The sequence below is a fragment of the Pseudoduganella sp. R-34 genome, assembly GCF_049904655.1.
In the GTDB taxonomy this organism is placed as follows: Bacteria; Pseudomonadota; Gammaproteobacteria; order Burkholderiales; family Burkholderiaceae_D; genus Rugamonas.
Genome location: NZ_CP184572.1, coordinates 1,113,555 through 1,139,370 on the forward strand (window position 1 = coordinate 1,113,555; position 25,816 = coordinate 1,139,370).

At 59.1% G+C, this 25,816-nt stretch carries 20 protein-coding genes and 1 tRNA gene; 11 read left to right on the forward strand and 10 right to left on the reverse strand.

Annotated elements, in window-relative coordinates:
* Positions 1 to 115 precede the first annotated feature (115 nt).
* The gene (locus ACN9MW_RS05205; RefSeq protein ID WP_426168242.1) at positions 116 to 1,678 is read left to right on the forward strand and encodes a hypothetical protein; all 1,563 of its coding nucleotides are present in this window, start codon (positions 116 to 118) and stop codon (positions 1,676 to 1,678) included.
* Positions 1,679 to 1,816: 138 nt separating this feature from the next.
* On the opposite strand, the gene ACN9MW_RS05210 is transcribed toward ACN9MW_RS05205, so the two are convergent.
* Entirely contained in the window at positions 1,817 to 4,048 is a 2,232-nt protein-coding gene (locus tag ACN9MW_RS05210; protein WP_426168244.1) for a hypothetical protein, read from the reverse strand.
* Between the two features lie 319 nt (positions 4,049 to 4,367).
* Between ACN9MW_RS05210 and ACN9MW_RS05215 the strand changes: the two genes are divergently transcribed.
* From ACN9MW_RS05215 to ACN9MW_RS05245, 7 genes are all read left to right on the forward strand, one after another.
* Positions 4,368 to 5,333, forward strand: a complete 966-nt coding sequence (locus ACN9MW_RS05215) for a glycosyltransferase (protein ID WP_426168246.1) — start codon at positions 4,368 to 4,370, stop codon at positions 5,331 to 5,333.
* A 2-nt stretch (positions 5,334 to 5,335) separates the two neighbouring features.
* Positions 5,336 to 6,475 carry an FAD-dependent oxidoreductase gene (locus ACN9MW_RS05220; protein ID WP_426168249.1) on the forward strand — a complete coding sequence of 380 codons (1,140 nt, stop codon included), beginning with the start codon at positions 5,336 to 5,338 and terminating at the stop codon, positions 6,473 to 6,475.
* Complete coding sequence (locus ACN9MW_RS05225) at positions 6,472 to 7,254, forward strand: pyridine nucleotide transhydrogenase (protein WP_426168252.1); 783 nt, start codon at positions 6,472 to 6,474, stop codon at positions 7,252 to 7,254. Before ACN9MW_RS05220 ends, ACN9MW_RS05225 begins: the two co-directional genes overlap by 4 nt.
* Positions 7,254 to 8,087, forward strand: coding sequence for a sugar phosphate isomerase/epimerase family protein (locus ACN9MW_RS05230; RefSeq protein ID WP_426168255.1), 834 nt, complete (start codon positions 7,254 to 7,256; stop codon positions 8,085 to 8,087). Before ACN9MW_RS05225 ends, ACN9MW_RS05230 begins: the two co-directional genes overlap by 1 nt.
* On the forward strand, positions 8,084 to 8,440 hold the full coding sequence (locus ACN9MW_RS05235; RefSeq protein ID WP_426168258.1) for an SMR family transporter: 357 nt from the start codon (positions 8,084 to 8,086) through the stop codon (positions 8,438 to 8,440). Before ACN9MW_RS05230 ends, ACN9MW_RS05235 begins: the two co-directional genes overlap by 4 nt.
* Entirely contained in the window at positions 8,437 to 9,249 is an 813-nt protein-coding gene (locus ACN9MW_RS05240; protein ID WP_426168261.1) for a glycosyltransferase family 2 protein, read from the forward strand. The genes ACN9MW_RS05235 and ACN9MW_RS05240 overlap by 4 nt, the downstream gene beginning before the upstream one ends.
* 139 nt (positions 9,250 to 9,388) lie before the next feature.
* Positions 9,389 to 11,539 carry a hypothetical protein gene (locus ACN9MW_RS05245; protein ID WP_426168263.1) on the forward strand — a complete coding sequence of 717 codons (2,151 nt, stop codon included), beginning with the start codon at positions 9,389 to 9,391 and terminating at the stop codon, positions 11,537 to 11,539.
* Between the two features lie 38 nt (positions 11,540 to 11,577).
* On the opposite strand, the gene ACN9MW_RS05250 is transcribed toward ACN9MW_RS05245, so the two are convergent.
* From ACN9MW_RS05250 to ACN9MW_RS05280, 7 genes are all read right to left on the reverse strand, one after another.
* The gene (locus tag ACN9MW_RS05250) at positions 11,578 to 12,462 is read right to left on the reverse strand and encodes an NAD-dependent epimerase/dehydratase family protein (RefSeq protein WP_426168266.1); all 885 of its coding nucleotides are present in this window, start codon (positions 12,460 to 12,462) and stop codon (positions 11,578 to 11,580) included.
* A gap of 185 nt (positions 12,463 to 12,647) precedes the next feature.
* Complete coding sequence (locus ACN9MW_RS05255) at positions 12,648 to 13,988, reverse strand: glycosyltransferase family 4 protein (protein ID WP_426168268.1); 1,341 nt, start codon at positions 13,986 to 13,988, stop codon at positions 12,648 to 12,650.
* Positions 13,985 to 17,473, reverse strand: coding sequence for a glycosyltransferase (locus ACN9MW_RS05260; protein WP_426168271.1), 3,489 nt, complete (start codon positions 17,471 to 17,473; stop codon positions 13,985 to 13,987). The genes ACN9MW_RS05255 and ACN9MW_RS05260 overlap by 4 nt, the downstream gene beginning before the upstream one ends.
* A 17-nt stretch (positions 17,474 to 17,490) precedes the next feature.
* Positions 17,491 to 18,846, reverse strand: a complete 1,356-nt coding sequence (locus ACN9MW_RS05265) for an ABC transporter ATP-binding protein (protein WP_426168274.1) — start codon at positions 18,844 to 18,846, stop codon at positions 17,491 to 17,493.
* On the reverse strand, positions 18,836 to 19,654 hold the full coding sequence (locus ACN9MW_RS05270; protein WP_426168277.1) for an ABC transporter permease: 819 nt from the start codon (positions 19,652 to 19,654) through the stop codon (positions 18,836 to 18,838). Before ACN9MW_RS05270 ends, ACN9MW_RS05265 begins: the two co-directional genes overlap by 11 nt.
* A 7-nt stretch (positions 19,655 to 19,661) precedes the next feature.
* The gene (locus ACN9MW_RS05275) at positions 19,662 to 19,841 is read right to left on the reverse strand and encodes a hypothetical protein (protein ID WP_426168279.1); all 180 of its coding nucleotides are present in this window, start codon (positions 19,839 to 19,841) and stop codon (positions 19,662 to 19,664) included.
* A gap of 177 nt (positions 19,842 to 20,018) precedes the next feature.
* Positions 20,019 to 20,094 (reverse strand) — tRNA-Phe (locus tag ACN9MW_RS05280).
* A gap of 70 nt (positions 20,095 to 20,164) precedes the next feature.
* Between ACN9MW_RS05280 and ACN9MW_RS05285 the strand changes: the two genes are divergently transcribed.
* Positions 20,165 to 20,653 (forward strand): hypothetical protein, encoded by a 489-nt coding sequence (locus ACN9MW_RS05285; RefSeq protein ID WP_426168282.1) that lies wholly within the window; start codon positions 20,165 to 20,167, stop codon positions 20,651 to 20,653.
* Positions 20,650 to 21,984, forward strand: coding sequence for a GAF domain-containing protein (locus tag ACN9MW_RS05290; RefSeq protein ID WP_426168285.1), 1,335 nt, complete (start codon positions 20,650 to 20,652; stop codon positions 21,982 to 21,984). Before ACN9MW_RS05285 ends, ACN9MW_RS05290 begins: the two co-directional genes overlap by 4 nt.
* 12 nt (positions 21,985 to 21,996) lie before the next feature.
* Here the strand turns inward: ACN9MW_RS05290 and ACN9MW_RS05295 are convergent, their stop codons facing one another.
* Entirely contained in the window at positions 21,997 to 22,683 is a 687-nt protein-coding gene (locus ACN9MW_RS05295; RefSeq protein ID WP_426168288.1) for a hypothetical protein, read from the reverse strand.
* A gap of 160 nt (positions 22,684 to 22,843) precedes the next feature.
* Positions 22,844 to 23,806, reverse strand: a complete 963-nt coding sequence (locus ACN9MW_RS05300) for a hypothetical protein (RefSeq protein WP_426168290.1) — start codon at positions 23,804 to 23,806, stop codon at positions 22,844 to 22,846.
* Positions 23,807 to 23,859: 53 nt separating this feature from the next.
* On the opposite strand from ACN9MW_RS05300, the gene ACN9MW_RS05305 reads away from it, so the two are divergent.
* Positions 23,860 to 25,779, forward strand: a complete 1,920-nt coding sequence (locus ACN9MW_RS05305; RefSeq protein WP_426168292.1) for a PAS domain S-box protein — start codon at positions 23,860 to 23,862, stop codon at positions 25,777 to 25,779.
* The last annotated feature ends 37 nt before the right edge of the window (positions 25,780 to 25,816 follow it).

A 25,816-nucleotide genomic window follows, 5' to 3' on the forward strand; every position in this document is an offset into this window, starting at 1 on the left:
CATGCGATGCTGCCGGCATTTAAACAATCGACCGGGATGCCAGGTTCCTGCTTATAATCGACCTCTTCAGAGCGGCCTGGTCACCGCGGCGATTGAACCCAAGTCGTGGATTACGATGCCGAAACTGTCAAATAACTCATTCCTTCTGGCGGTCGCTGTTTTCGCAACCTGCTTTCTCTCATTTTTTTTCGATCCATTCCTGATCATCAATCGAGACCGCTTCGATGACTTTTCCGAAGAGATTGTCGAGTGCTCGATGCTGCACACGCAAGCGGTGGGTTGGCGTGACAGGCTTGGGCTAGGCGTCTACCTTCCGAAAAAGGCTTGCCGAGATCGATTCCGGGATGGGTCCATCACTCAAGTTGTTCGCAGCAATCTTGCTGAACTGACTGATCCGAATTGGGAGCGAGGGCTTTCGCGTTTTTCACCATCGTTCATCGTTCCCACGTCGTACTGGAATATTCGCCGGTACATGCCAGGGGAGCGGTTGGAATTTCCCGATGGATCTGTCCGCGCCGTCGTGGAAGCGTCGATCAGCAATTCTTACGTCACTGTTCGCGTCGATGGGCCCATCCAAAACGCATTCAGCAGTGCGTTTGCGCCTGACAGCCGCCCGCCCGCCGGCGACTTCATTCGATATGACAGCCAAATCGGTGGCCCAGGGTTTGTATTCGGCGGCCTGTACCGAATTTTCAAGAAGCATGACGTACATTTCTATCGCGGATTCAATATTGCGTTGTTATCCCTTTGCATCGCGGTGGTCGGCTATTTCATTGCATTTGAGTTTGGAATTATTGCGGCAACGTCTCTCTGCATAGCTGCCCTGTTTTCACCGTGGCTTGTCAATGCCGCCGGAAATCTGTACTGGATGGCGTGGACCTGGTTCCTGCCGGCTGTGCTGGTGCTTTGCCTGGCATCTCAAAGCCAGCTCGAAACACTATCTGATCGATTTGGGCGCAAGGCCTGTGCTGCCTGCTTCGCAGTTATGGCATTGAAATGCGCCTGCGGCTACGAATATTTGCCGTCAATTATGATCACGTCGTTTTTGCCCATCGTATATTTCTGGGTCCGCGATCGTTTGCCAGCGATGGATGCCATCAGAACAATCTTCAAAATTGGTATTTCTGGATGCGCGGCATTTGGTGCCGTATTGCTGGCGCATGCCTATTTGCGCGCAGGATCAATATCATCAGGTATTCAAGCCATAGCATCTGACGTTACGCGCAGGACTTATGCGTCAGGAGGGGCAGTGCAAGAGTCGCTGGGTAACGGGGCATCCCTGTTTGAGGTAGTTGGATTGTATTTTGGAAGACTTTTCCAGCCAATCATCGCCGGGGTGACTCAGCCATTCTATGTAACACTGGCCGTTCTCGCAGTCTTTGCCATCCTGTTGACGGCAGAGAAAGGTAAGCACAGGGCGCTTGGAGCAGTTTTCATCGTGAGCATCCTCTCGCCAATGTCATGGGTCATCGCAGCGAAGGGACACGCATTTGTGCATCCACACATCAATGCAGTTCTGTGGGATTTGCCGACCGTGCTTTTGGGCGTTGTTTGCGCGATGGTCGCGCTGACCAAGTGCGCAACCCTTGTCCATCAGCTGGTGATTTCACATGAGGGAAGGGGCAGCAAACCTTCCTTGTCCGTGTTGCCGAGCGACAGCTGCACGCCGAGCTCCTAGGACTGGCATCCCTTTTCCCCTTGAGAATGCGGGTCCCGGCCGGCCAGGCACGGGCCATACTCGCGGCTGTAGTCCTGCCATGGCACCAGGCCAAGCGCGTTGCTGCAACCGCTGCTGCGAGGTGAACCTGGGCGATTGCTATATTTTCGCGTTGGCTTGCTGGCGAGCCACTATCACGTAATTGGAGGGCACACCAGCTCGTCCAGGAATCAGGATCTCGCCCTCGACATATACGTTCAGGTACTTGCCTGCAGGCTTGACGTCGACGACTTTCCGCGTGTCGCCGTTTTCCAGCTTGACGTAGTTGCCGACCACGAAATCCCGGACATACAACTCAATATTGGGGACTATGAAGCCTGCCCATCTGCGCGCCACTCCGTGATCCCAGTTATCGTCCGTCAGATAGAAGCTCCAGGGCGCATGAAGAGTTTCGTCATTCTGGTAAGTAATCTGCTTGGCGGAGCAGGATTTGATTGATGCAGAAACTTTGCTGTTTCCCACCACCTTGATATCAAAAAAGCTACCGGATTCTGGAGTCTTGAGTACAGGAATTGACGCAGTCGATCCATTAATCGGTAGCGAAACATATCCATCGCCAATGGCCGAGATATTATTCTTTTGCATCAGCAAATACCGCCCAGCTCCCGATGCCGAGTAATTTACGGTGATTGCATAAAAGCCGTTCGCATCAGAGGCGAGCGTAAAGCCGCCGCCATCCTTCGCCACATCGCAGCCGACAGCGCTGTATGCGCGCTCTTTGCTGGCTTTGCGCCATACAATGGTGGTTGGTGACACGTAATCCGGTTCCCAGCGGGATAAAACTTCCTCGTAGAACCAGAAATTCTGGCTCAGGCTCCATTGCTGCCAAGATTCTTCGGTGCTGAAACGGGTGGTAACAAGCAAATCGGCATTGGCAAGCTTGGACTGGGCAGTTTGTCGAACCTCTCCCAGAGCATGAATGGCGGCATCGACCGGCCAGGATGGGAAGCTCCTGTTAAGAGAGCTCAAGATTCCCCAGTATTCCTCGATTATTTTGCTGTCCCGGTGGCTGCGGGCATAGTTGATATAGTCCTTCCATCCTGTGGCAAGAAATCCGCCAAATTCCGGGACATAAAACCGGCCTGAATCACTTTCAGCGATTTCCGACGCTTGCTGGTAATTCATCCACTGTTTAGCAGCGCCAGCAAACAATGCACCAAATGTAATAGTGAGCAGGCATAGCTCGATTGAATGTGCGATACCCGGCGAGATTTGTATCGTTCGCGATGCAAGAATCTGAAGTGCTTTGGCCGCAAGCAGGATGGCCGTCACCGCCCCCCAATAGTAGAAGCCGCCGAAGTACTTGCCAAGTTGTCCGCCTAATGATGCTACGGCACCACCGGCAAACAGTGATATGCCGATCCAGGCTAGCAGGGCAAATTCAATCCTCCGGGTTTTGATCACGCAGAGCAAAACGACTGCTAATACCCCAAGGGGAAAATCATTTTTCTCTGAAATAATTCTTGTGACCTGGCTGGCCTCGAATATCCGCTTTGACGGCTGATAGGAGGAAAAATACCACCATTGGTCATTGGCGACGTCCACGAAATTGTATTTTATGAATTCCAGGGGATGGCCGCCTGTGATCAGCAGCAGCATGGCCGCCCAGGAAGAAATAGCTGTGATGACGATGACTGCCATGCTTTTTTTCCAGGTCGGCCTTTCCTTGAGATAGCAGACCCCCAGGAAAAAGACTGCGATTAACAAAGCCATCGAAATCGCATAATCGTTCGACCACAGCAAGCTGACTCCCACGAGCAGGCCTGCCAGTATGTCACGCCACTTCCCTTGTTGCTGTTTAAGTAATAAATACAAACATATCCCTGCCAAATAGGGCGCGCCAGACCGGATGGGCCGCAGTGAATTACCCGGTTCGCGGGCAAAGTTGAAAATATCGAATAAGTGAGATGCCTCAGGTATTAACGATAAAAGCGCAAATAGCGCGGCGCCTGCTGCCAGCGAGCATAGCTTCGACGCACGGAAGATTAGGTGAAAAATGACCGAAGTCGCAATCCAGCCGAGACTCAATGTAGTGAACTTGGCCGCAAAGACGCTGGCAGCCAGGGTGCCCCCCGCCATTTTAAAGAAGGGGAAAATCAGCAATAAGGGGCCAATACCCAGATAGGGGAAGAAGTTCCGCCCCGGCAACTGTCCGGCGTCGAGCCGGAACATGCCGCTGGCTGTTTGAAAAGCACCATCCAGATGGAATGTCGGAATGTTAATCGACGAAGCAAGTGAATGCGCAACGATCAATGCCACGGACGAAAGGATCGCTCCAGCCGCTAACAGCCGGATGAATAAATCGCGGCTCTTGTTGATTTTTTCGATCATTTTGCCCCGTGAGTTTTGTCGTTGAGTTAATTTTTTTGGGTGCGTGATCTTATCATGCACTCCGTGCTCGGAAACTTGCCGGGTGCGTTCCTTGGCAGGCGCAAGTTGCTGGCTCCCCTTCCCGAGGCTCACAGGGAGCGCCAGACGGCGGCGGTATGGTACGGACGGGGAACATAAAGGGTGACGCTTGCTCTGGCGCCCAAGTATAATGGGCGGTTCATCGCGTAATAACCATGCCCGGGTTCGGAGAATTGTGAATATGGCGTTCTATCCTGTCTTTCTATCAGTAGTTTTTGTAGTGCGCAACCAAGGCACGCAATTGGAAGGTATTCTCAGGACGGCCAGCCAGCAGGCTGCCTCTTACGTTAGCGACTACGAACTGATTATTGTCGACAACGCTTCCGATGATGACAGCGTGCAGGTACTCAAGAAGCTGACCGCGCAAGACGGCCTGCCAAATCTTCAGGTCTATGCGCTGACCAAGGAGGTCAGCAGCGATTCGGCAGCATGGGTGGGTCTGGAGAATGCACTGGGCGATTTTGTCGCGGTCATCGATCCGATGAGCGACGATATTGCCTTCCTGCCGCAGATGCTGGAGAAAGCAGTCGAAGGCGCCGACGTGGTCTTTGCCAATAATCGCAAGAAGCCCCGCCAAAGCCTGCCGTACCGCGCGGCATACAGCGCATTCCACTGGCTCTACCAGAGCTTTAACGGCATCGACTTGGCCAATGAGGCGCCGAGCTACCGCTTGCTTAGCAAGCGCGTTATCAATTTCATCCTGCAGCACCCGCAGCCTTCCGTGACTTACCGCCACTTGCCAGCGACGGGCGGGTTTGCGCGCGCCAACATGGAATACAGCGCCGAACCTGCCGCAGGCAGCGTCAAGAAGCTGGGCGAGAGTGTTGATCGTGGCATGCGCCTGCTCGTCTCGACCACCCAGGCGCCAATGCGCCTGGTGACCAGCCTGTCCCTGTTCGGAGCTGCAGCCAATTTGTTGTACTCGATTTACGTGATCGTGGTCGGGGTCTTCAAAGCCGATGTGGCGCCGGGCTGGGTCAGCCTGTCGCTCCAGCAATCGGGCATGTTCTTCCTGATTTCGCTGGTGCTGCTGGTGCTGGGCGAATACATCCTGCATATGGCCAGCCTGACGAACGAAGGGCCGCTCTACCACGTGGGCCAGGAATTCACGAGCGCCCGCATGACGCGCAAGGAAAAGCTGAACATTGAAACAGTGGCGTCCCAGGCCGCAAGCATCAATACCCAGACTGCGCGCGTAGGTACCTGAGCGTGAGCACGACAAATGCAGACGCTGTCATCATTGGTGGCGGATTCTATGGTGCAGCTATCGCCATCTACCTGGCAAAGCAGCGCGGCCTCCAGCGTGTTGTGCTCCTTGAGCGGGAACCGAAACTGCTTTGCCGCGCCTCCTACCATAACCAGGCGCGCGTCCATAACGGTTATCACTACCCGCGCAGCTTTACCACCGCCTTCCGCAGCCGCGTAAACTTGCCCAAATTCGTGCGCGACTGGCCCGATGCAGTCAAGCAGGACTTCACCAAGCTCTACGCTATTGCGCGGCGCAATTCCAAGGTGACGGCCAAGCAATTCGAGCGCTTTTGCCACGAAATCGGCGCCAAGATAGAGCCGGCACAAGCCGCGCAGCAAAAGCTGTTCGAACCACGCTTGATCGAAGCAGTCTTTCTCGTTGAAGAATATGCCTTCGATTCCACGCGCCTGGCAGCCTGGGCCAAGCGGGAACTGCAGGAATCCGGTGTCGAGGTAAGGCTCTCGACCAGGGCCATGGCAGTGTCGCGTGAACCCGGATCGGAGTTGCTGGTCAGCACCGTCGATACAGATGGCAATCCAGAGGCTTTGCATTGCCGCTTCGTTTTCAATTGCACCTACAGCGGCTTGAACCAGTTGGCCGGTGACTTCCCCGGCACGTTGACCCGGTTGAAGCACGAAATCACGGAAATGGCGCTGGTCAAGGCTCCGCCAGTGCTCGAGGGGCTGGGCGTCACCGTGATGGATGGTCCATTCTTCTCCATGATGCCGTTCCCTGCGCGTGGCCTGCATACGCTGTCCCACGTGCGCTACACGCCTCACTTCAGCTGGCAAGATGAAGGCGGCAACGATCCCTACAAGAAGCTGCAGGATTATGCGCGTGAGTCGCGCGTCGACCGCATGCTGAGGGATGTCGGACGCTACATGCCCGCCGTGCTGGATGCGAAGTACGTGGACTCGTTGTTCGAAGTGAAAACGATTTTGCAGAAGAACGAGGGGGACGATGGCCGTCCCATCCTGTTCGAGAAACATGCCGAGCTGCCTGGCTGCTATTCCATCCTGGGCGGAAAGATCGACAACATTTACGACGTGCTCGAAAAACTTGAAACCGAAGTGATCGAGCCTTCCCGGAGCAAGCAATGAAACAAAACGCGCTAATCGGATTCTCCGGCTTTGTGGGAACCACCCTGCTCAAGCAGGCATCCTTCGAAGCTCTTTATCGCTCGAACAATATCCAGGAAATCGACAATAGGGATTTCGACATGGTCGTTTGCGCCGGCGCGCCTGCGCAGAAATGGATTGCCAACAGCAAACCTGAGGAAGACAAGGTCAAGATCGCGTCGCTGATCAGCCACCTCAAGACAATCACTTGCAATACCTTTGTCTTGATCAGCACTGTCGATGTCTTCAAGAGCCCATTGGGTGTCGATGAAGACACGCCGGTCGACGAGGAGGGCTTGCACGCATACGGGCTGCACCGCCGCCAGCTGGAAAAGTTCGTGGAAGAGCACTTCCCCAAGCATCTGATTGTTCGCCTGCCGGGCCTGGTGGGGCCGGGCTTGCGCAAGAACGTGATTTACGACTTCCTGAACAACAACAACCTGCACGCAATCGAAAGCCGCGGAGTGTTCCAGTTCTACCCGATGGTCAACCTTTGGTACGACATCCAGACCGCGCTGCAAAAAGGACTCAAGCTGGTTCACCTCACTGCAGAGCCGGTCAGCGTCGGCGCCGTTTCGCTGGAGGGATTCGGGCGTCCATTTACCCAGGAGCTCGCGAATGCGCCCGCGCGCTACGATATGCAAACCCGCTATGCCGACCAGTTTGGTGCGCGCGGCCGCCACCAGTACAGCGCACGTGAAACGATCCAGGCAATCCGGGCGTATGCCCAGTCGGAACCGGTCAAGGCGGGAGATGCTTGATGAGACTGGCTATTTCGAACATCGCCTGGGATGTTGCTGAAGATGAGGAAGTCGCAAGCCTCCTCAGGAAATTCAATGTCGATGCCATTGATATTGCACCTGGCAAATACTTCCCGGAACCGCCCAAGGCCAGTGCCGCCGACATCGACCGCGTCAGGCAATGGTGGTCCGCTCATGGCATTGAGATCACCGGCATGCAGGCGCTGTTGTTTGGCACTGTCGGACTGAATGTCTTTGGCCCGAAAGAGGTGCAGGATGCATTGCTCGAGCATTTGTCGGCAGTCTGCCGTATCGGCTCGGGACTGGGGGCAACCCGCCTGGTTTTCGGTTCGCCCAAGAACCGCGACCGCACTGGCCTGGATGACGGCCAGGCCCTGGCCGAAGCAGTGGCTTTCTTCCGACGCCTCGGGGATATCGCCCAGCATCATGGCGTCATCATTTGCCTGGAGCCTAATCCGGTTTGTTACGGTGCGAACTTCATGACGACCAGCGAAGAGACCGCGCTTGTCGTCCGCAGCGTCGATCACCCGGCAATCCGGATGCAGCTCGATACCGGCGCCCTGGCCATTAACAAGGAATCCATCGAGACCGTGCTGTCCGATTGCTCTGGCCTGATCGGGCACGTCCACGCGAGTGAGCCCAACCTGGTCCCGCTGGGAGATCCCGGAACTGATCACGCGGCCTTGCATGTTGTGATGCAGCGCTTTATCCCGGCCCATATCGTGTCGATTGAGATGGTGGCGACCAAGGAGGAACCGCATCTGGCCGCAATGGAGCGCGCCTTGTCCTGCGCCGCTGCGTCGTACCGGCCGACAGCGGGGGGGGCAGCATGAAGTGGGCAATTTTGTTGCTCGGCATTCTCGCCAATGCCTCGGCGAGCGTCCTGGTAAAGATCGCGATGATGCCGCCGCGCCGATTCCCCTCGCTGTCAGACCCGATGGCGGCGCTGACTAACTGGCCTTTCTGGCTGGGCTTGGCCTTGTATGGCGGAGCCTTCCTGCTGTACGCCGCGGCACTGGCGCGGTTGCCGCTGAATGTGGCCCATCCTGTGTTGACCTCCGGGGCCGTAGCCACCGTGGCTTTGTTTTCCATTTTCCTTTTCCGTGAGCCGTTCCACTGGACTACCGTCGCCGGGATTTCCCTGGTCGTCGCTGGCGTGGCCCTGATTACGGCACGTGTCGCATGAACCAAATGAATATCTCTCAAGCTGGACGGGACGCATGGCAAGTCCCGGCAATGGATGTGGCCCTCTGGGAAGGCAAGCGCCACAAGCATTGTGTCGTCATTCCCGTCATTAATGAAGGCGAGCGCATCAAGAATCTGCTGAAACGCATGCAAGCGCTGCGGATTTCTGCGATGGCCGACGTCATTATTGTTGACGGCGGCAGCAAGGATGGCTCACTGGAACTGGGCGCGCTGAAGCTTGCCGGCGTCACGGGCCTGGTCGTCAAGAAAGGTCCAGGCAAGCTGAGTGCACAGCTGCGCTGCGCATACGCATTTGCGCTTGATCACGGTTACGAGGGCATCGTCACCATCGACGGCAATGACAAGGATGACCCGGAAGCGATTCCGCGCTTCATCGAAGCGTTGGAGCAGGGGATCGATTTTGTCCAGGCATCGCGCTTCCTGCCGGGGGGCGTTGCCGTCAATACGCCGAAGTCGCGTGACTTTGCGATCAAGTACATTCACGCGCCCTGCCTGAGCATTGCATCGGGCTTCAAGTGGACCGATACAACCCAGGGCTTCCGGGCTTACAGCAGAAAAATGCTGCTCGACCCAAGGGTCGCACCGTTCCGCGACGTTTTCTCAAGCTATGAATTGCTCGCCTACTTGTCGTACCGGGCTCCCAAGCTGGGCTACGTATGCAAGGAGCTGCCGACAACCCGGCAGTACCCGGTTGGCGAGGTGCCGACCAAGATCAGCGGTATTCGCGGCAACCTGCTGGTACTGACAGTGCTGTTCAAGGCTTGTCTCGGCCAATTCAATCCAGGATAACAGGGCAACGATGGCGACGGCTACTGACAACAAGCTTGAAGTTTCATTCAAGCAGCTGGTTCTTTTCCTGTTCTGCTTTTTCCTGGCAACGACGCATTTTTATCCTGGCACCGGCTCGAATGGCAACGTCGAGCAATGGATGAACCTGGCAAACCAGTATTTTTACGGGCCACAGGATTTCTTGTTCAGCTATGGGCCGCTGTATTGGCTCACTGGCAACGTCACCAGCCAGTACAGCGTCGCCAGCTACTGGACCGGCGTCGTCTTCCTCAGTGTCGTGTTTTCGCTGTTCTGGGCGACCATCATTTCGATGGCAAGCGCGGCCAGGTCCGTATTCTTCCTGGCGGGACTATTCCTGGTCTTCTTCGCCAACCTGAACTTCGGGCCAGCCTTGTTCCTCTGGCCCTTTGTCCTGGTAGTGTTCCTTGACATTCATCGCCAGCGCGAGATACGGTCCGGTGAATATTTCCTGTTCGGTTCGCTCATTGCTGTTGCGTTCTACCTGCGCTTCTTCTGGGGCATGGCTGCGCTGGCCACGCTTGGCAGTTATTTTTTCAGCCGAGCCTTCAGGACCAGGCAGCTCAAGGGCTTATTGCTTCTCGTGGCTGGGTTGCTGGCTGGATATGTGTTAATCGGCTTGGTGGTGTTCCACGACTACAGCAGCCTTGTTCGCTACATCATCATCAACAAGCAACTGAGTTTCGGCAACTCCGTCGACATGACACTGGAGCTGACGAACAGCACTGGGACCTGGATGGCAGTCGCGTTGGTCGCGATTGCGCTGAATGTCTATCTGGTCCTGCGCAAGCGGGACCTGTTAATTACGGTCAATGTCCTGTTCCTGCTCTTCTTCAAACTGGGATTCAGCCGGACTGATCATTACGTCCCGTACTTCGTTATCCCGGTCGCCATGCTGATGCTGCTGCCGCTGCTGGACCGCTCCAAGCTGGCGCGCGCGGTGTTATTGGTCGGCACGGCCAGCCTCTACTATTTGCTGGTCATGCCGAGCTACCCGGGGGCACCTGGGCGCAAGGTATTCCAGCCGACCGTCGATCTCCGGCCCGAGTATGCAAGTCGGATGGAAAGCACTTACCCGGGCTTCAAGCTGAACCCTGAAATGCTGCAGGCAATCGGCAGGAATTCGATTGATATATATCCCTACAACAACGAGTACGCGTTTGCGAACCAGCTCAATTACAAGTATCGCCCGCTGTTCCAGAATTACATGACCCTGACGCCGAAACTCGACGCGATGAATCAAGCATTCTTCGAGTCGGCTGACCGGCCACAGTTTGTGCTCTGGACGGCGGGCATCGCCTGCGCTTCGGCGGATTGCGATCCCTTTGAGGCGTTCGACGGCAAGTATTCGCTGAACGAGGATCCGCTGACTACCAGCGCCATCCTGTTGAATTACCATGTGGTGAAAACTGGCGCCGGAAAAGGCGGCATCCCGCTGCTGCTGCTCGAGAAAAACCAGACGGTGAAGAAATACCAGGAAAGCGCCGTCAGCGCCCAGCAGGGCATGGAATTTGGCAAATGGTACAAAGTGCCGAAGGGCGCAGACGGACTGCTGAAAATCAAGCCGGAGCTGAAGTTTACGCTGTATGGGCATGCGAAAAACCTGCTGTTCCGCGGCAGCGTCCTGAAAGTCAGGTTTAAGTTTGCCTCCGGGGCTATGCGCGAGTATCGCGCCAATATCCTGAACGCCGGCAGCGGCATCGCGGTGACCCCGCTGTTAAACAGTTTCAACCTGAGCGGGCCTGCGCCGGTCGAAATCATGTTCGAGACGACGAATGGAAAGTACTTCCAGCCCTCGTTTGACGCGACATGGGTATTGGTTCCGATCGCGGGGCTCAAGGTGGCCCAGTCTTATGCCGATGCGCGCAGCGCGTCTGCGCCCGAGCACGCGCAGGAGAAGACCATCACCTGCGAGGGGGCGATCGATGTCATTAACGCCGAGCGCTACACGAACCAGGTGATGTCGATCGAAGGCAATATGAAGGTGCAGGGCTGGCTGGCTTCCGCCACCAGTGTCGGCGAGCTGTTCGACAAGACTTATCTGGTCATTACCGACAGCCAGGGCAGGAAACACTATATCGGGACCCGTGTCGAGAACCGGGAAGACCTGACGGCCGCCTTCAAGTTCGAACGCATGAAAACCGCCGGTTACGTCTCGATCGTCGATCTGTCATTCCTTGACGGACCAGCGACAATTGGCCTGGCAGGGGTCAAGGGCCCGACGCTATACACATGCAGCCAGTTTGCCGCCAGGTTCAACGTCAAACGATAAGCGGACGCATCTGACAGCCCCGGTCCTGCCGACCGGGGTCAGCCGGCGGATTTGGCCAATTCTTTCTTCATCCAAGCCGCCGTGCGGGCGAAGCCTTCCAGCATGGGAATGGCCGGCGCCCAACACAGTTCTGCGCGCGCCAACGCATTGCACAGCACGCTTGCCCGGACATCAAAGGAGCGCCCCGGCAAATGGCGGCGTTCAATACGGCGCCCAAGCACCTCTTCAAGCCCGGCAATCAATTCATTCAGGCTGGTGCCGATGCCGGAGCTTACGTTGAACAAGCGCTGCGGCCCGGTATATTGCAGCGCCTTGAGGAATGCAGCCGCCACATCGCTGACGTGGATATAGTCGCGTGTCACGCTGCCATCGCCCCAGATCTCGATCGGTATTCCTTTAATCGCCTGATGCAGGAAGACCCCGACTGCACCCTGCGCCGTCTCGACGCGCTGGCGCTCGCCGTAAGGATTGGCAACGCGCAGGGTGATGGCTTTAATGCCGTGCAAAGCCTCGTACATTTGCAGGTATTTTTCAATGGTCAGCTTGGTGATGCCATACGATACAACTGGATTTGTCGGGTGCTTTTCATCGATCGGCAAGTAGAGCGGGTTCCCATAGACCGTGCCGCCGGAAGAGATGAAGATGATTTTCCGCACCTGATGCGCAACCATCGCATTCATGATGTGCAGGGACGCCACCACATTACTCTGCACGTCATATATCGGATCGTCGTTGGAATTCTTGGGCAGGGTGGTTGATACCAGGTGCAAGACGGCCTCGACGCCTTGCATCGCGGCCTGCACGTCATGCGTGCTGGACAGGTCGCCGCACAACCATTCAACCGATTCGGCGGCGTCAAATTGACGGTAAGGGGGAACCCGCGGACGCTCGAATATCCGTAGCGTATGGCCGGCCGCCAGCAATTGGTCAGCAATTGTTGAACCGATGAAGCCGCCGCCGCCGAAGATTAATACTTTCATCGAAAATCCTTAATCAATCCTTGTTGCAGTCGCGTCGGGATTCAGCTGCAGGTATTTCCTGCCCGTATTGTTTCCTGGCGCGGCTTGGTCGGGGACGATTATAGCAATCGATGGTCCGCCGGGTGGATTTACTGCAATGATTTATATATCGACAGGGTTTCTTCGGCCATCATGTCAGGCGTTCTGGCATAGTGGGTAGTACGGGCCAGCTGGTACAGTTCCTGTGGCGCGCCAACCAGCTTGCCCAGCTGTTGAGCCAGGCTGTCGACACTACCGCGCTCAAAGGCGTAACCGTTGCGGCCAGGCTCCAGGAACTCAGTCATGCCTTCCACATTGGAAACCAGCACGGGCGTATGGGTGGCCAGCGAATTCAGCAAGACCAGCGGGCTATTCTCGTACCAGCGGGAAGGGATGACGAGCAGGTCGATTGCGCGCAAGACATCGGCCATTTTTTCTGATGGGAAAGTGCCCTCGAACCTGACTTGCTGGCCCTCGGCCAGGGCCTTCAATGTTTCCATATAGGCCGGATCCTGGTCCGCAGGTCCATAGATACGCAGCTCAGCCGAGTTTTGCGGCAGGCGCTGGAAGGCTTTCAGGAGCAAGTCGGTGCCCTTATGCGGCGCAATCTGGCCGATGAAGCCAATCACCGGACGGTGCCCGGCAGGCCGCACGGGTTTGGGCGAACGGTCGATATCGACGCCAAACCAGATGTCTTGCATCGGGACCGCGATGCCGTTGGCCTCATAGGCCTTCTTCAGGAAGCGGGTAGGTGCGACGGCCCCTCGGTAGGTGCCGTTATACAGTCCCTGCAAAGTGTCCGGACGCCGGACGATATCTTCGACCAGGCCGTCCACAGCCCCGCCGCGCATGCCGGGCAAGCGCCGGCCGAGATTGGCTGCGGTGGCGATCCATTTCGCCGACCGCGGTGTGCTTGCCTTGCGAATCCAGGCCTCGGAGTACGGGCTGCGCGCGGCATCTTTGAGATGGCAGGCAACGCAATTGCTGCGCGACGGTGCTGGTCCGCGGCACAACTCGCCGTCCGCGGCTTCCAGTTTGTTGTTCAGGCAAAAGCCGAAAAAATCCGTGAAGGTCGCATAGGTTGGAATGCCCAGTCTTTGCGTGACTTCCAGCACTACCGCAGTGTGGTTGATCAGGTGAGTGACGTGCACGATATCGGGCTGAACTTCGCGCAGCGCCTGTTCCAGCACAGGGCGCATGTCTGGCTGATAATAGGTTTCCTTGACACGGGTATGCGGCACTTTGTTTTTATCGATGCAAACCACCGGAATGCCCTCGTATTCGTAGCGCGTGATCAACCCGTCAGCGGCAGGCTCGCCCTGGAAAATGGCCGATAGCACCACAACTTCGTGGCCGGCATTGCGGTAGTGTCGTGCCAGGGCAAGCGTGTAGGTTTCAGTTCCGTAAAAATGCTGCGGGAAAAAACAGTGGATGACAAATGCTATCTTCACACGGACTCCTTGCTGACTGTACTGGTGATCTCAGCGTAAATTTCCGCGTAGTGATCAATCATTGCCTGGACTGAGAAATTGTCCTGGGCACGCCGCTGCTGGGCGATGCCGAGGGCTTTGCGTTCCTTGGGCGAATCAAGCAGGCGCACCGCAATCCGCGCCAGCGCCTCGGCGTCGGCACCGGGCGCCACCAGTTCGCGGGTGCCGATGATTTCGGGAATGGCGCCGATGTCATAGCCGATGACCGGCACCTTCATGCTCATGGCAAAGGGGCTGACTTGCCCGAAGCTTTCCTTCCAGACCGGGGCCACAAAGATACTCATGCGGCGGTACAGGCCAGGGAGAACATCGTAGCCTACATAGCCTGTAAATTCGAAGTTGTGCAGCACGCCTGCTGCTGCGGCAGCCGCTTTGAACGGCTCGAGCAAGCTGCCGCCGCCGACTATCAGGATCTTCGTGCCTGGCCGCATCTGGGCGATCCGGATGAACGGCTGGATTGCATCTTCGTTGAGCTTATCGTGCTCCAGCCGGTAGACCATGCCGACGCAGTCTTCGGGCGCGTGCTCGTTGGCGCCCCGCGTAAAGAGGTTGAAGTCGGAACCTGGATAGACCGTCACGTGGCGCTCATCGTTATCGCCAAACACGCTGCGCACGTAATCGCTGACGTAGACATATTTTGCCACCGCGCTGGAGCGGAACGGGGCAATCGGTGTGTTGATGTTTTCAACGACAGGCAGGCCCAGCATGCCGGCCGCTTCGATTGCCAGTGCATACCACGGTTCATCGCAGTCACCCCAGTAATGGACGTGTACCATGTCCGGCTGGAGCCTTTTGTAATACGCGATAAAAGGCTCGATGCTCTCGCGTTGCCTGCATTCTTCGACATCAAGGCCGGTATAGGCCGGAGGCGCCGGAATAAAACTGGTCAGCACGTGATGGTGGTAGCGATGGCCCAGGAATTCGACGAGGTCGACCACCAGCCGGGACGATCCACCAGTCATGAAGTTGGCGATGACGTGGACTACGCGCGGGGCGGCAGGACCGGGGGCGGCCGGCAACTTGACGCGGTAGGCACCGGTATCCCCGATCGGCGCAGGCGGAGCGCTGGCCGGTGCCAGGCGCGCCCGCATTGTCCGCGGCACGAGGCCGCCGGCGGTGATGCGGGCGATGTTGATGAGCTTGCGCAGCCCGAATGGCTGGAACAGCAACGCATCACGCAGCCGTACCCAGCGGGTGTGGCGCAAGGCGCTCAGGTCGGCAGTGGCGGCTTGCGATTCGGTGCGTAATTGTTCGATCAGACCCGCAGCATTTGCCAGCTCGCTGTCGCGTTTTGCGACCTCGGCATAAAAGTAAAGCCGTTCGGCCTCGAAGCCGTGGCGTACGCGGTCCAGGTCGGAGGCCAGGCCGTCAAGCTGGGCTTGCAGCTCATTCTGCCGGGCCAGCATCATCGATTCTTTCGCCGTAAAACCTGCGGCCAGTGCCTCGATCTCGCTGGCTTGCTGCTGGCCGAGCTGCCGCAGCGCCGCTTCGGCTTCGCTCAGGCTTTGCGCAACGGTGTGGATTTCCTTTTGCTTGAGATCCGCATGCGCTTCCAGACGCTGCACTTCCCGGCCCAGATGCTGCAAGTCCTGGTCCTTGACGAGGATGGCAGATTCCAGGCGACGCGTCTCATCGCCGAGCAGCGCCAGCCCCTTGTCCTTGTCCTGCACGAGCGTTTCCAGCCGGTGTATGTCCTGGCCAAGCTGGGACAGGCTGCGGTCCTTGGCCTCGATGGCGGTCTCGAGCCGGCTGATGTGTTCGGGGTGCCAGAACGGCAGACGCACCTCAAGCCTGCTGCCTTCGAACTGCTCGAGGGTGAGCTGGTTGGAAGGCTTGTTCGACACGAGCTCTTGCAAAGCCTGCTCGCGTTGCACAAAGTCTGCAAAATCGCTTGCCCGCAAGGGTATGCCGACGTGCCCTGCCAGCGCCAGCAACAGGTCCGGAATCCTGGTCGACACGCCGTCGGCAGGCATGGCCACCGACGCCAGGCCAAAGAACGACAAGCCCAGGCTGCGGAATACCAGGAAGCCGAGGGGGCAGCGCATCGTCGGCAGCCATTCCTGGTCGAAAAACACGCCCGACCCGTCCGGGCCGACGATGAAATTGCGGGGGACGGCGTCAAAATGCCTGCCATCCAGGCTGGTCGATTGATCGAGGGCGCGGCGATCAGGCAGCCCGGCGTGCGACAGGAAGTTGCTGAACCAGCACTCGGCCCACTCTTCCAGGGCTGCCAGTGTCCATCCCGGGCGGGAGGTAATACGGATCAGCTCGGCTTGCCAATGGCGGCCTGGAATAAACGCAGCCTGCTCGAAACCGATGGCCATGCTGGCAGGCGTGGCGGCAGCGGAAGCGGCAAACAATGGCTCATGCTTGACGATCAATTCGCCAGCTGCGTTCTCACAGAAGGCGACCTGCTTGGCAAACGCCTGCCGGCGTCCGCTGGCGAAGTGATAAGCAAGCACCTTTTGCGCATGCGGCTCGCGGGGGCGGTCGCTGGCCAGCACCATGAAGGAGTTGGCCAGCGCGCCCGCCAGGCCATTGCGCAGCACTGGCGACCATGCATTCTCCAGGGAGAAACTGGTCGGCGCCCGCTGCGGATCGGTCAGCACTGAGTTCTGCAGCAGGGGGGAAAGATCGCAATTGCGCGCACGGACGCCTTGCTCAGAGAGCATCGATACCGGGAACTTGTAATCGGGGAATGGATACCACCACTGCTGCTCGCTCAAGCCAGCGTTGCTCAATATGCGGCGAAGCTCTTCCTCACCGAAGGTGACGGCATCGTCAGCCCGATACAGGTCTTCGACGCCATACATCGGCATGCCGTTGTGGTCTTCCGGGCTGCCCGCCAGGTATTTCAGTCCGAGCTGGTTTTCGATAGCCAGCAAGAGCACGCCGCCAGGACGCAGGAAGGAGCGTGCCTTCGCCAGCATTTCCTGGACCGCATCGCCGCCCTCGCTGGGCTTGAAGTATTTCCGTGCATATTCGAGGACGCCGATCAAGGTCACGACGTCAAAGCGCTGTTCGGGTTCGAAGGCATCGAATGAATCGTTGACGACGCGTACATTGGGCAGCCCGCGGCATCGACTGGCGGCGATTTCGGCGCGAGTCCGGCTGCCTTCCAGGGCCAGCACCTCGCCACCGAGTTCGCCCAATGCCCGGGTAATGGCGCCGCAGCCGCAACCGATCTCAAGGATGGCGCCCGTCAGCACTGGCTTGAATGGCCACAGCAGGTTCAAACGGCCCCGGCCCAGATGGTATAGGCTGGGCCAGTCCGTGACGGCGCTTTCCAGCTCATGCGAGAAAATGCCTGGGTCCTCGCATTCATCAATAATGCGCTTGATGCGCTGCTCGATCGCGTCGCCGTCGGTATAGGCAAATTCGTGGTCGCTTTCCCTGCGCCACACCGACGTTTTCTCATCCTTCCTGTACGTCCCGAATAGTGTCATTTCGATCCTTAATCTGTTCAAGCGCCCTGGCTGCGCGGGGAGCCTGAAGTCATCTTGGCCTGCAAGTCGAAAAAGCCGGAGAAATCGTGACGATCGCGTGCCACCACGGTCAGCTGGATGGAGTCGTAGCGCCTGTCATGTGGAACGACAGTGCCGTCCGGCCGCCGCGAAGCCACCCCAATCGAAACGAAATACTCGCCTGGCGCGAAGGCTGCCTTGAATGCGATCGTGGCAACCATCACTTCTCCGGATGCGCCGGCTGCACTGATCTCGCGGCAAGCCTGCAGTTCGGAATTGGTGTTGTAAAGCGTGACGCCTTCCTTGGTCTTGATGGTAAAGCCGAGGATTGGCCGCACGACTTCCTGTGAAAACGCAATCGACAAACGCAGGCGTACCTGGTCGCCGATATCGACGGTGGCGGGATTGCTATTCTCCGCCACCACCACGGCGTAGTCGAGGATTCGCGCGGCGCGGTCCCCCCAACGATACTCGTGCGGATTATAGGTCTGGCGAGTGTGGAACAGTTCTTCTGCCAAGGATAAGGTATCGTCGTCCGCAGCCAGGGCGGCGGGACTTTCCTTTTCAAGCTCTGCCGCCTCGTGGATGCGTTCGGCGCCGAACATGAAATCCATGTAGGTATTGATGACGTCGCGCGGCTTTCCCGCCGTGACCATTACCCCATCATTCAGGAAAATGGCGCGATCGCAATGCGTTGCGATCTGTTCGGTGGCATGGGAGACCAGCAGGATGGAGGTGCCGCGCTGCTTGAGCGCTTTGATGTGGGCGAAGCATTTGGCCTGGAATTTGGCGTCGCCAACCGCCAGTGCTTCGTCAACAATCAGGATGTCCGGATCGGATTGCGCCTGGACGGCAAACGCAAGGCGCACGCTCATGCCGCTGGAGTAAGTCTTGACCGGCTGGTCGATGAAGTGGCCAATCCCGGAAAACTCGAGAATGCGGTCGAAACGCCGGTCAATTTCGTCTTCTGAAAAGCCGAGCAGTGCACCGTTCATGTACACGTTTTCACGGCCGGTGAATTCGGGATTGAACCCCGACCCCAGTTCCAGCAAGGCCGCAATGCGGCCATTGGTGCTGATGCTGCCTGTAGTGTGGTTGAGGGTGCCGCAAATCATTTGCAGCAGCGTTGACTTGCCGCTGCCGTTGCGGCCGACGATGCCGACCGTTTCGCCTTTGCCAACCTCAAAAGAGACATCCTTCAGTGCCCAGAATTCGCGAAAATACTGCTGGGGCGGCTGGCTCGCCATCCTCTGCAGGCGGGGCAAGATGAATTGCTTGAGGCGATCACGCGGATGCCCATAGATGGGATAGCACTTGCTTAAATTCTCGATCTTGATGGCATGGTCAGAGGACATCTGCGAACCCCGTGCGAGTTTTCTGGAACCACGCAAAACCTAACCAGGCAATGACAGTTGTAGCTAGCCAGTAAATTCCCAGCACGAGGAAGTCGGGAGATTTTCCCCAGAACAGCACATCCCGCGTCAACTCGATGACGGGTGTAATCGGATTCAGGTAGATCCAGGTACGGTAGACCTCGGGCAGTGACGTCGCTGGATAAAATATGGGGCACAAGAACATCAGCGCCATCGTGACGATGCCCATGAATTGGGAAACATCGCGCAAGTAGACGCCAAGGGATGCCAGGGCCCAGCTCATGCCCATGATAAACAGGGCGAATGGCATGACGATCAGGGGCAGGTACAGGATGCTGGCGTGGGGCACGCCGAAAAAGGCAATGTAGGCAAGCAGCCACACGCCAAGGCTGACCAGCGCGTGGAACAAGGCAGACAGCAAGTTCACGGCTGGCAGAATTTCCAGTGGAAACACTACTTTCTTGACGTAATTAACGTTGGAAAGGATCAGCGTTGGCGAGCGCGTAATACATTCAGAAAACAGGTTAAACATGAGCAGCCCGGCGAACAGCACCAGGGCGAACTCGGTCTTGGAAGCGCTCGCGACATTCCAGCGTGCCTTGAACACTTCGCTAAACACAAAGGTATACACGGCGAGCATGAACAGCGGGTTGAGGAAGGACCAGAGAAGGCCCATGGCGGACCCGCGATAGCGTCCGAGGACCTCTCTTTTGGCAGCAGTTTTGATCAGGTCGCGATTGCGCCACATGCTGGCAAACATTTCGCGTGGACTTGCTGAAAAATTACGCATTAGGCGACTAGCTCCACTTTGGTAGAAGATTTGCCGGAGGCATGGTGGAAAGATGGACTGCGGCAGCCAACCTGGGGCCGCGTGGCGTGGGCGATGCTGAGCCTGGACGGCGGCAACCGGCGCAGGCACGGATCTGGCCGTTATCGAGCGCTTGCAGGTTCTTGCCGTCAGTGATTGGAATACTCATCAACCCGCCTCCACCTGTGATCCCCCGCTCGCAACACCTGGGAAACTGTCGGAGAGTGCCCGACTTCGGGGCGGGGAGAGGGGGCGCGCATGTACGGCCAGCTTGCCTGGCCGCAGATGCAATTCCGTTACTTGAAATTAACTGCGTCCAACCAAGAAGGGTTGGACATGGAATTCTTGGTGGCCCGGGGCGGAATCGAACCACCGACACAAGGATTTTCAGTCCTCTGCTCTACCAACTGAGCTACCAGGCCAAGGCGCGCAATTATAGCAGACGGATTTTCCTTTTGCCAAGGCTTCAGCCCAGTACGATAGAATGTTGTCATGAGTGCAGCAAACCTCGATCCCGGACAGATTGCGTTCATGCGCGGAGGCGTGTCGATCAGCGTGGCCAGTTGCGACCGCAACGGCTTGCCCCAGCTTGTGCGCGCCATCGGCTGCCGCGTCAGCGACGACGGCCGCCGGGTCACGGTCTTCGTGCCGGAAGCGAAGTCGCAGGCGGTGCAGCGCGACATCTTTGCCAGCGGCGCCATTGCCGTCGCCTTCACCCAGCCTTCCACCCACCGTACCATGCAGCTGAAGAGCCGCGATGCGCGGGTGGCGGCGCTGCAGCCGGACGACGTGCAACTGGTCGAGGCTTACCGCGACGCCTTCGTGGCGGAGGTGGGCGCGATCGGCTTCCACGAAAAGATGGTGCGCACCCTGCTATCGTGCCCGCCCGAGGAACTGGTGGCGCTGAGCTTCTGTCCCAGCGAGGCCTACAGCCAGACGCCGGGGCCCAACGCCGGCAAGAAGCTGGAGGCAGGCGAATGAGCGCGATCATGCTCGACACCATCCGCGAGTGCTTCGAGGGCGTCATCCCGGCTGTGCTGGGCACGGCCGACCTGGCCGGCATGCCGAACGCCTCCTACCTGTCGCAAGTGCAGTACATGGACCGCGACCACGTGGCGCTGTCCTACCAGTTCTTCAACAAGACGCGCGCCAATATCCTGGCCAATCCGCATGCCAGGCTGACGGTGGTCAATCCCTATACCGGAGCCCAGTATTCGCTGGCGCTGCAATACCTGCGCACCGAGACTTCCGGCCAACTGTTCGAAAGCATGAAGGCCAAGCTGGCCGGCCTGGCCTCGCATGTCGGCATGACGGGCGTATTCAGGCTGCTTGGCTCCGACGTGTTCCGTGTCACCGAGATCGTCTGCGTCGACCGCGACGTGGCGCCGCCGCCCCCGCCGCCGCGCAACACCCTGGCCGCGCTGCGCCTGTGTTCCGAGCGCCTGCTGGCCTGCCGCGACCTGGCGCAACTGTTCGACGAAACCATGGCTTGCCTGAACGAGAAGATGGGCATCAGCCACGCCATGCTGCTGCTGCACGATCCGCAGGCGGCCTGCCTGTACACGGTGGCCAGCCAAGGTTACGAGCAATCGGGCGTGGGCTCCGAAATTCCGCTGGGGCAGGGCGTGATCGGGGTCGCGGCGCGCGAAGGCACGGCAATCCGCATCAGCCACATGACGGCCGAATACAGCTACAGCCGCGCGATCCGGCAGCAGGCGGAAGGTACAGGGCTGGGACATGCACTGCAGACCGAGATTCCCTTTCCCGGGCTGGCCGCATCGCGCAGCCAGCTCGCCGTGCCGATCCAGGGCTGCGAGCGCCTGATCGGCGTGCTGTACGTGGAAAGCCCGCAAGACCTGCGCTTTAGCTACGATGACGAAGATGCGCTGGTGACCTTGTGCGGCCAGCTGGCGATGGCCATGCACATCATGCAGAACGTGCCAGTTCCTGAGCCTGAGCCCGAAATGGAGGCGCTGCCCGAGGTGCAGGGGACGCCATTGGCGGTGCGCCACTTCGGCGACAACGATTCTGTCTTCTTCGGCAACGACTACATGATCAAGGGCGTGGCGGGAGCCGTGCTGTGGGCCTTGCTGCAGGACTTTGTTGCGCATGGCAAGACCGCCTTCAGCAATCGCGAACTGCGGCTGGACCAGCGCGTGCGCCTGCCGGACATCAGCGACAACCTGGAAGCGCGCCTGGTCCTGCTGGCGCGGCGCCTGTGCGAACGCGAGGCGCCGGTGCGCATCGAGAAAACAGGACGCGGCCATTTCCGCTTGTGCGTCCAGCGCCCCTTGCGGTTGACGGAAGCCTGAGCTTGCGGCGCTTCATGCGGCGATCGGCTGCGGCGCTGCCAGTACTGCTTCCAGCTTCTGCATGTCGCGTGCGCTGACCAGGCTGCGCGTGAGTGCCAGTATGCCTTCGAACAGCGGCGGCGGCATGCCGGCGCGCATGCCCAGCAGCATGCCGGCGCGTTCGGCCGGGCTCACGGCCGGGATCATCCAGCGCATGGTTGCCTGCATTTCCTCCGGCGTAATGGCAGCAATGATGCGCTCGTGGATCTGGTGCAGTTCCTCGTCGGAGTAGCAGGCCCACAGCACGGCATTGTGCTCGGTTTCCTCCAGGTTCATATGCACCAGGTTCTCGCCGATGAAGACCGACAGTTGCAAGTGCAGGTGCTCCAGGTGCTGGAAGCGGGCGCCGCCGACCGCAGTGGCGCAGTGGTCGCACAGCGCCAGCAGCTTGTCGATGGCCCAGTCGTGGTGATCATGGTCGCCTTCGGCCAGCTGCGCCGAGCCGGGACGGCGCGCGTTCATTGCAGGATGCACGAAATCGCGCTCGTGTTGCAGGTGCTTGCGCATCATGGCCAGCAGTTCGCGCACCTGCGCCAGGCTGCCCTGCAGGTCTTCGTTATCGGCGGCGTCGGTGCGGGACAGGCGGCTTTCCGTGTCGCTCATGAAGTGGCGCAGCGCCTTGTGGATGCCGGAGTACATATTGATTCGCGGTTTGCTCATGTCATCATTCCTCGGGTGGGTACGAAAGAATGGTAGTCATGAAGACATCGACGCGTTCTTAAAAACTCCCTCAGCAAACCTTAAAAACTTCTTAAGCAAAAGTCGGGGTCAGGTCTGGCAATCCGCCATTTTGGCGGATTGCCAGACCTGACCCCGACTTTCATGGTGCACGTTGGCGCGACTTCAGCGTGGCGCCGTCGAGGGCGAACAGCAGCACATGCTCGCCCATGCGCGGGCGGCCGTCGGGGCCGGGCTCCAGGGGGATGGGTGGCGTGGACTGGTACAGCCAGACTTCGCGGCCGCTGTCGAAGCGCAGGCTGAGCTGGGGCGGGCCCAGTGCGGCACGCGTTGCCGCGCGGTCGCGCGGGGCGGCCGGGCTAGCGGGGGGCGGGTCGTCCATGTATTCGAAGCCCAGCAGGGTGTCGTCCGGCCAGCTGCGGTCCCATATCGGGGCGAAGTAACTGCGGTCGAGCAGCACTTGGCAGTCGCAGTAGGGCATTTCAGCAGCGGGCGGATTGCCCGCATACAGCGCGTGGAAGGGCAGGGTGGCGCGCCGCTCGCCAGCTTGCAGGGTGATGGAGAACAATGGTTTTTCCGTAAAGAACATATAGTTGCCGTGCGGGTCGCTGCATACCTTGTCCGGACTGCGCAGGAACTCATCGAGCCAGGCAAACAGGTGGGCGTTGTTGGACACCAGCCCGGCCTCCATGCCGACCAGGCATTCCAGCCGCAGGTCACCCAGGCGCCGCATGCCTGCCGGTACGCCCGGGCTGCGCACTTCGGCGCGCCATGTCATGGACAGGGTCTTGCGGTTGGCAAGAACCGCGCTGTCTTCGCGCCACAGTTGTTCGTTGTAGTCCAGCGTGAAGCTGTTGTCGGCGCCGACCGGCACCGACATGCTGGTGGTATCGCCCACCACCTTCAGCCTGATGCCTTGCATATCGGTGCCCGGCTGGCGCGGCAGGAGGCGGAAGCGCAGCGTGGCCTGCGGCGCCAGCGCGCGCTCGCGCTTGAAACGCTCCACGCCCTGCAGCATCTTGCGGTAGGACTTGTCCACCGGCGAACGGGTGCCGGGCACCTCCACCGTGGGCAGGGCCATGGCCGAGGCCAGGGCCAGCAACAATGTCGTTTTCCACATAATTGCAGATTGTGGCATCCTGCTGAAATCCTCGCACAATGAATGCGCGCAGCAGTGCGCGCCCGCTACTGATGATCAACGAAGCTCCGGCGCTTGAGAGTCTGTCAACCAGGTATGAACTCCTGGTATCCAGCATCAGCGACTACGCGATCTACATGATGGACACGGAAGGCCGCATCAGTAGCTGGAATGCGGGCGCCCAGCGTTTCAACGGTTTCAGCGAAAGCGAAGTGCTCGGCATGCATTTCTCGCGCTTCCATACGCCGGAAGACCAGCAGGCCGGCCTGGCGCAGCGCGCCCTCGCAACAGCGCTGCGCGAAGGCCGTTTTGAAAGCGAGGGCTGGCGGGTGCGCAAGGATGGCTCGCTGTTCTGGGCCAGCGTGGTGATCGACCCGATCTATACGCCGGACGGCGAGCATGTCGGCTTTGCCAACGTCACGCGCGATGTTACGGAGCGCAAGCGCGTCATGGAAGCCCTGCGCGAAAGCGAACGGAGTTTCCGCCTGCTGGTGCAAGGCGTGATCGACTACGCAATCTACATGCTGTCGCCGCAAGGCTTGATCACCAACTGGAATCTGGGCGCGCAACGCATCAAGGGCTATGCGCCGGAGGAGGTGCTGGGCACCCACTATCGGCGCTTCTTTACTGAAGATGACAAGGCGGCAGGCGTGCCGGATCGCGCGCTGGAAGTTGCGGCGCGGGCGGGCCGCTACGAAAGCGAAGGCTGGCGCGTGCGCAAGGACGGCACGCGCTTCTGGGCCCACGCCGTGATTGATGCGCTGTACGATGATGACGGCGAGTTGCTCGGCTTTGCCAAAGTCACGCGCGACAACACCGAGCAGCGCCAGGCGCAGGAATCGCTGGAGCAGGCGCGCGCGGCCCTGTTCCAGGCGCAGAAGATGGAATCGATCGGGCAATTGACGGGCGGCGTGGCGCACGACTTCAACAACCTGCTGGCTGTGGTATCGAACGGCATCGACATCCTGCGCACCGCGCCGCCGGAAGCTGCCGGTGCGCGCGTGCTGGACAGCATGCGCCGCGCGGTCGACCGGGGCGCCGCGTTGACGCAGCAACTGCTGGCCTTTGCGCGCCAGCAGCCGCTGGCGCCCAGCGTGCAGCAGCTGAACCGCCTGGTGCTTGGCTTCGAAGGCGTGCTGCGGCGCGCGGCCGGCCCGCTGATGCGCTTTGAAATGGACCTTGACCCCAAACTGCGCCAGGCCTCGATTGACGAAGCGCGCTTCGAGGCAGCCCTGCTTAACCTGGTGGTCAATGCGCGCGATGCCATGCCCGAAGGCGGCACGCTGGAAGTCACCACGCGCAACGTCAGCCTCGGAGCCAACCAGGAGGGAGCCCTGCCTGCCGGCGACTATGTGCGGGTCAGCGTTGCCGACACCGGCACCGGCATGAGCGAGGAAGTGCGCCGGCGCGCCTTTGAACCGTTTTATACCACCAAGGAAGTCGGCAAGGGTTCCGGCCTGGGATTGAGCCAGGTGTACGGCTTTATCGTGCAATCCGGCGGCGGTGTGACAATCGACACCGAGGAAGGCAAGGGTACATGCATCAATCTCTTCCTGCCGGCCCTGGAGGAGGCGGTGCCGGAAACGCCGGCGCCGCGCGCGGCGCGCGAGGAACGCGTGCTGATCGTGGACGACGACCCGCTGGTGATGGAATCGGCGCGCGAACTGTTCCAGTCCATGGGCTACGCCACCTTGCATGCCAACGATGCGGCGGCTGCCTTGCGCGCACTGCAGCGCGACAGCGAAGTCGACGTGCTGTTCAGCGACGTGATGATGCCGAACGGAATGACCGGCCTGGAACTGGCGCGCGAAGTGCGCCAGCGCTACCCGCGCATCAAGATCATCCTGTCTTCCGGCTTCCCGCAGTCGGACCAGGAGTTTGCCGTCGTCGGCAAGCCGTATCGCCTGGCCGACCTGGCCCGCCAGTTGCGCACGGCCTGAGTTACACTCTACGGCTTTGGCACAAGCCGCGGAGGGG

What these genes read in the sequence shown, in the direction of transcription:
- ACN9MW_RS05270 (WP_426168277.1), bottom strand. Translation starts at nt 19,654, where the DNA reads ATGCGTAATTTTTCAGCAAGTCCACGCGAAATGTTTGCCAGCATGTGG.
- ACN9MW_RS05245 (WP_426168263.1), top strand. Translation starts at nt 9,389, where the DNA reads ATGAACCTGGCAAACCAGTATTTTTACGGGCCACAGGATTTCTTGTTC.
- ACN9MW_RS05240 (WP_426168261.1), top strand. Translation starts at nt 8,437, where the DNA reads ATGAACCAAATGAATATCTCTCAAGCTGGACGGGACGCATGGCAAGTC.
- ACN9MW_RS05230 (WP_426168255.1), top strand. Translation starts at nt 7,254, where the DNA reads ATGAGACTGGCTATTTCGAACATCGCCTGGGATGTTGCTGAAGATGAG.
- ACN9MW_RS05285 (WP_426168282.1), top strand. Translation starts at nt 20,165, where the DNA reads ATGAGTGCAGCAAACCTCGATCCCGGACAGATTGCGTTCATGCGCGGA.
- ACN9MW_RS05265 (WP_426168274.1), bottom strand. Translation starts at nt 18,846, where the DNA reads ATGTCCTCTGACCATGCCATCAAGATCGAGAATTTAAGCAAGTGCTAT.
- ACN9MW_RS05235 (WP_426168258.1), top strand. Translation starts at nt 8,084, where the DNA reads ATGAAGTGGGCAATTTTGTTGCTCGGCATTCTCGCCAATGCCTCGGCG.
- ACN9MW_RS05305 (WP_426168292.1), top strand. Translation starts at nt 23,860, where the DNA reads ATGAATGCGCGCAGCAGTGCGCGCCCGCTACTGATGATCAACGAAGCT.
- ACN9MW_RS05290 (WP_426168285.1), top strand. Translation starts at nt 20,650, where the DNA reads ATGAGCGCGATCATGCTCGACACCATCCGCGAGTGCTTCGAGGGCGTC.
- ACN9MW_RS05275 (WP_426168279.1), bottom strand. Translation starts at nt 19,841, where the DNA reads ATGAGTATTCCAATCACTGACGGCAAGAACCTGCAAGCGCTCGATAAC.
- ACN9MW_RS05225 (WP_426168252.1), top strand. Translation starts at nt 6,472, where the DNA reads ATGAAACAAAACGCGCTAATCGGATTCTCCGGCTTTGTGGGAACCACC.
- ACN9MW_RS05210 (WP_426168244.1), bottom strand. Translation starts at nt 4,048, where the DNA reads ATGATCGAAAAAATCAACAAGAGCCGCGATTTATTCATCCGGCTGTTA.
- ACN9MW_RS05205 (WP_426168242.1), top strand. Translation starts at nt 116, where the DNA reads ATGCCGAAACTGTCAAATAACTCATTCCTTCTGGCGGTCGCTGTTTTC.
- ACN9MW_RS05260 (WP_426168271.1), bottom strand. Translation starts at nt 17,473, where the DNA reads ATGACACTATTCGGGACGTACAGGAAGGATGAGAAAACGTCGGTGTGG.
- ACN9MW_RS05295 (WP_426168288.1), bottom strand. Translation starts at nt 22,683, where the DNA reads ATGAGCAAACCGCGAATCAATATGTACTCCGGCATCCACAAGGCGCTG.